Here is a 4,581-nt window from a genome sequence, read left to right on the forward strand (position 1 = left end):
GCGTACGACGCCCCGCTGCTCACCCTCAACGTCAGGCACTTTCCGATGATGGCCGGGCTCGAGCCGGCCTTCGGCTGATGGTCCAGACTACTGGCATGGCGAACGAACATGGGGCCGCTGAGGATCGGCCCGCATCGGTGCTGGTATGCAAGGCCTGCGGCCGCAAGAACCGGATCCGACCCAGCGAGCGAGGGACGCCGCACTGCGGCGCCTGCGACGCACCGCTGCCGTGGCTGGTCAACGCCACCGATGCGACCTTCGACATCGAGGCGCGCGCATCGGTCCCGGTGCTGGTGGACCTGTGGGCGCCGTGGTGCGGACCGTGCCGCTTCGTCGGCCCGATCCTGGAGGAGCTGAGCCGCGAGTACGCCGGCAAACTGAAGGTTGTCAAGGTCAACGTTGACGACAACGCGCAGCTGGCCGCGCGCTTCGACGCGCGCAGCATCCCCACCCTGCTGGTCGTCAGCGGCGGGCGGGTCGTCGATCGCATCGTGGGCGCCCTGCCCAAGAGCGACCTGACCGTGCGCCTGACGCCGCACCTGCTGCGCCGCGGGTAGGCCCGGCCACCAGCCGATGGCCCCCAGGCCGGGATCACGCGCCACGGCGCAGGAACTGCTCTTCCCGCTGTTGGCGCGGGTCGAGCGGATCGACCGGTGGCGTCGTGGCATCCGTCCCATCCGCTCCGGTGGAATCCTGGGCATCGAGGGCGGTCGTCACCGCGGGCCAGAGGTCGTGCTTCTTGATGGAACGCGGGTTCGGGCCGGGGATCGCATCGGCGTCATTCATCTCGACAACCGCGTGCTCGCCTCCCTACCTCCGGAGCATTGGCTGAGCCTGGGCATGCGCCTCGCGGCCGACGACCTGCGGGTCCTTGCGGCTCAAGCGGCGAGGGCGGGCAGCGATGCCCCCGTTGCCTACCGCGGGACGACCCTGCTGGCATCGCTGGCGCGACGCGCCGGCTGGGACGTGCATCCAGGGCGGCCCACGCCGTGGTCGCGCCTCACCGACTGGTACCTGCGCACGCTGCTGGCACGCTGGTCCCGCGCCGGTGCAGCTCGCCTCGACCGCGGACGCCACCAGTTGCACGCGGTGGACGCCTGGCTGTCGGCCGGTGCGCTCCAGCGCCAGCCCGGGGGGACGCCTCAGTAGGGCCAGCGCCGGCCAATACCGACGTGGCCCAGCGCCCAGCGACCGAACACGCGCAACGTCCCGGACCGCCACCGTCCCTGGCGCAGGCGCCGTGGCGACGTCGCAATCCATGCCTCGTGAATGTGGCCGATCCGCACGCCGGTACTCGCCGCCCTGCGCAGGAACTCGACGTCCTCCGCGTGGTTGAGTTCCTCGTCGAAGCCTCCCAGCTCACTGAACAGCGCGCGTTCGCAGGCGAACATGTTGGCCCTGATCCTGAACAGGCGCTTGCCGAACTCCAGGAGTCCGAAGAAGCCACGGTCTATGAGGTCATCCGAGTCCGCGGTGATGCGGATGGACGCGCTGCGCTCACCGGCCGCCACGTGTCGGATGACGGCATCCAGCAGCCCAACCGACATTCGCGAGTCGGCGTCCATGAACACCAGGATGCGGCCGGCGGCCACGGCGGCGCCGGCGTTCTTGGCCGCCGCAACTCCGGGGCTCGGCAGGCGCACCAGGCGAATGGTTGCGGGCGCCAGCGCGGCGGCCACATCGGTCACGACCAGGTCGGTTCGGTCGGACGAACCGTTCTCGACCACGATCACCTCCAGGCGGGCGGGGACCCAGTGCTGATCGGCTACCGATCGCAGGGCATTGCCGATGAGCTCCTCCTCGTTGCGCGCGGGGATGATGACGCTGACGTCGGGCTCAGGCATCGAGCAGTCTCGCGTTGGTGGCGGGCACGTGGGTCCGTCGAAGTTCGCCAATGCGGCGCAGCACCCGTGCGCAATCCGGCGACGTCGAGGCTGAACTCGGGTGCAGGAATAGTCGCCGATGCCGCGGGTGGCCGCCGTGCGTCAACCCGGCCCATGTCTCGCCGATGGCGCTTCCAAGGCGGGTCAGGGCCTCGGTGACGCGGTCCGACCCGACGTAGCCGGCGGAGGGCACGAACAGGCGTCGATTGCGCTCCAGTTCCAAGAGGCCGGTGAACGTCGCCAGGTAGCCGAACCCGGCATCGCGCAATAGCGCCGGCAACTCTTGCGTGGACAGCCAGGCCGGCGCACAGAACCCGTCCACCGTCAGCCCGATGTCCGCCAGCGCGGCCCGTCCGGCGGCCAGGCGTCGCGCCATCTCGGAGCGATCGAGCGAGGCGAACTCGGCGGTTCTGGCGGCGAACCATCGTGCGCGCAGGACCGTCAATGGATCGCCCCGCGTCCTGTCGCGCGCCAGGTGAGCGTAGCCGTGCATCACGATCTCGCTGCCCGCGGCCGCCTCGGCTTGCAGCAGGTTCACCAGGCGATCGTCCGAGCGCACGTCCTCGTGACCACCGCGACAGGGAATCACGTCCAGGACCCTGGGCCGAACGTCAAGCACGTCCAACCGCTCGAGTAGCCACGTGACCTGCTCCAGCGTCGATGGCGCGACATCGTGGACCGAGACCACCAGCATGCCGTCCTCCGAAACCCATCGTAGACGTCGCGCGCAAACGCGGTACGCGGTCTCGACCGAGCGCGTACTGTGCGCGCGATGCGGCAGCGGACGGCATGGTCCGGGCGTTCCTGGCGACGTGGAGTGGGGCGGCTGCTGCTCACCCTGCAGGCAGTCGCCACGGTGTCCCTCGTCGCCATCCTGGCGACGTCCACACAGGCGGCTGCGGCCGGCGGACAGATCGAGATCGCCTCGGGCGGACCGCTGACCCGGATCATCATCACCGGCGACCTGAGTTGCCAGGTCGCGCACCAGGCCGATGTCGCCTTCGAGTTCTACGGTGACGAGATCGGCTCGTGCGGGACCTTCCTCTCCGCCGGCGACGGCCTCTACGGGCCCGAGTGGCTGTCGCTGGGCCCTGAGCCGTGGACGCCCGTGTCGCAGAGTCCGGTCGCCGGCTCGGGCAGTGCTGCGGATCCGTTCCGCGTCGTTACGACCGTCCAGGCGGGCACGAGCGGGTTGCGCGTCGAGCAGACCGATGCGTACGTGACCGGCGAGGAGGTGTACCGCACCGACGTCAAGGTCATCAACACCGGTGGGACCGAGCAGCGGATCGTGCTCTTCAGGGCCGCCGACTGCTACCTGCAGGACTCTGATGTCGGCTTCGGGCGCGTGGATGACGGCGCGCCCGGATGCGTCATCTCTCAGGCGTCGAATGCGAGGATCGAGCAATGGGTCCCGATCACCCCCGGCTCCACGTACATGGAGGGCGACTACTCCGAGGTCTACGCGGCGATCTCGCAGGGCCAGCCGTTCCCGAACACCTGCCTGTGCGACACCCAGGTCGACAACGGCGCCGGCATCAGCTGGGAGGCCACCGTCGCTCCCGGTGCCGACGTCACGCTGTCGCATTTCACCTTCTTCTCGCCGAGCGGCCACCGGTTCTCTGCGCCGGGAGGCGCCCCGCTGCGCGACGCGGTGCCCGGCCCCGACCAGATCAATCTCGATCCGGTGGTGGTTGCATCGAGCGTGGCGCTGGCAGCCGGCGTCGTATTCCTGGTCCCCTTCCCCGCCGCGCTGTTCAACGCCACGCTGGAAGAGAACTACGCCGAGGTGACCGGCTGGTGGCGCCGGGTGACCGGACGCGTGGGGCGCATGGTCGGCGGGCTCGTGGCCGCGATCACGGCCTGGATCGGCGCGCGGCTGCGACCCTCGCGCGGCGCCGATAGGGCCGAGGACGCATCGGTCGATTCAGCAACGAGCGAGCCCGATCCGGGCGCGTTCTGGCACAGCCGGCGCGGGGTGGCAACCTTCATCGGCCTGAGCGCACTGGTGTATTCCCTGCTCGATCCCACGTTCGGCTTCAACGTCGACTCGGCCGGCACCCTGCTCGGGCTGGCGCTGGGGCTGCTCATCACCCTCGCCGCGTATGGCGTGCCGCTGATCCTCGGCTCGCGCGGGCGCGGATGGCAGGTCACGGCGGACGCCCTGCCCGGCACGCTGCTGATCGCGCTGGGCTGCGTCATCATCAGCCGGCTGGCCGATTTCCAGCCCGGCTACCTGTACGGCCTGATCATCGGCTTCGGCTTCACGCGCGCACTGACCCGTGTCGAGGAGGGCCGGCTCGAGGCGATGGCCGCCACGACCGGACTGGCGGTGGCGATCGCCTGCTGGTTTGCCCTCCCGGCCGTGCGCGCGGGCGGCGGTGGCGGGATCGGCAGCATCATCCTTGGGACGGCGTTCGCGACCGCGGTGGTCGCGGGACTGGAGGGAGCGCTGGTCGGGATGCTGCCCTTGCGCTTCCTACCCGGCGAGCTGGTCCGCGAGTGGAACAAGCGCTACTGGATGGGCCTCATCGGCTTTGCGGCGCTGGCCTTCTTCCACATCCTGATCAATCCGAGCTCCGGCTACCTGGCCGATTCGGAACGCTCGTCGATGACGACGGTCATCGGCCTGCTGGCCGTGTTCGGGCTGGGCTCGGTGGCCTTCTGGGCCTACTTCAGGTTCCTGCGCGGCCCGCACCAA

The 4,581-nt window shown here is 70.0% G+C and carries 5 protein-coding genes; 2 read left to right on the forward strand and 3 right to left on the reverse strand.

Features of this window, described 5'->3' with window-relative positions; all coding sequences use genetic code 11:
- Positions 1-95 precede the first annotated feature (95 nt).
- Entirely contained in the window at positions 96-557 is a 462-nt protein-coding gene (trxA, locus tag IT306_14580) for a thioredoxin (GenBank protein ID MCC7369652.1), read from the forward strand.
- Positions 558-591: 34 nt separating this feature from the next.
- Here the strand turns inward: trxA and IT306_14585 are convergent, their stop codons facing one another.
- The 3 genes from IT306_14585 to IT306_14595 all read right to left on the reverse strand — a co-directional run bounded on the left by IT306_14585 (position 592) and on the right by IT306_14595 (position 2,577).
- Positions 592-786, reverse strand: a complete 195-nt coding sequence (locus IT306_14585; protein ID MCC7369653.1) for a hypothetical protein — start codon at positions 784-786, stop codon at positions 592-594.
- A gap of 356 nt (positions 787-1,142) precedes the next feature.
- Positions 1,143-1,844, reverse strand: coding sequence for a glycosyltransferase (locus tag IT306_14590; protein ID MCC7369654.1), 702 nt, complete (start codon positions 1,842-1,844; stop codon positions 1,143-1,145).
- Positions 1,837-2,577 (reverse strand): DUF2334 domain-containing protein, encoded by a 741-nt coding sequence (locus IT306_14595; GenBank protein MCC7369655.1) that lies wholly within the window; start codon positions 2,575-2,577, stop codon positions 1,837-1,839. Before IT306_14595 ends, IT306_14590 begins: the two co-directional genes overlap by 8 nt.
- A 123-nt stretch (positions 2,578-2,700) precedes the next feature.
- Here IT306_14595 and IT306_14600 point away from each other — a divergent pair.
- Positions 2,701-4,581: hypothetical protein (locus IT306_14600; GenBank protein MCC7369656.1), on the forward strand; the 1,881-nt coding region annotated here is incomplete at its 3' end.

It is taken from the genome of Chloroflexota bacterium (assembly GCA_020850535.1).
In the GTDB taxonomy this organism is placed as follows: Bacteria; Chloroflexota; UBA6077; order UBA6077; family JACCZL01; genus JADZEM01.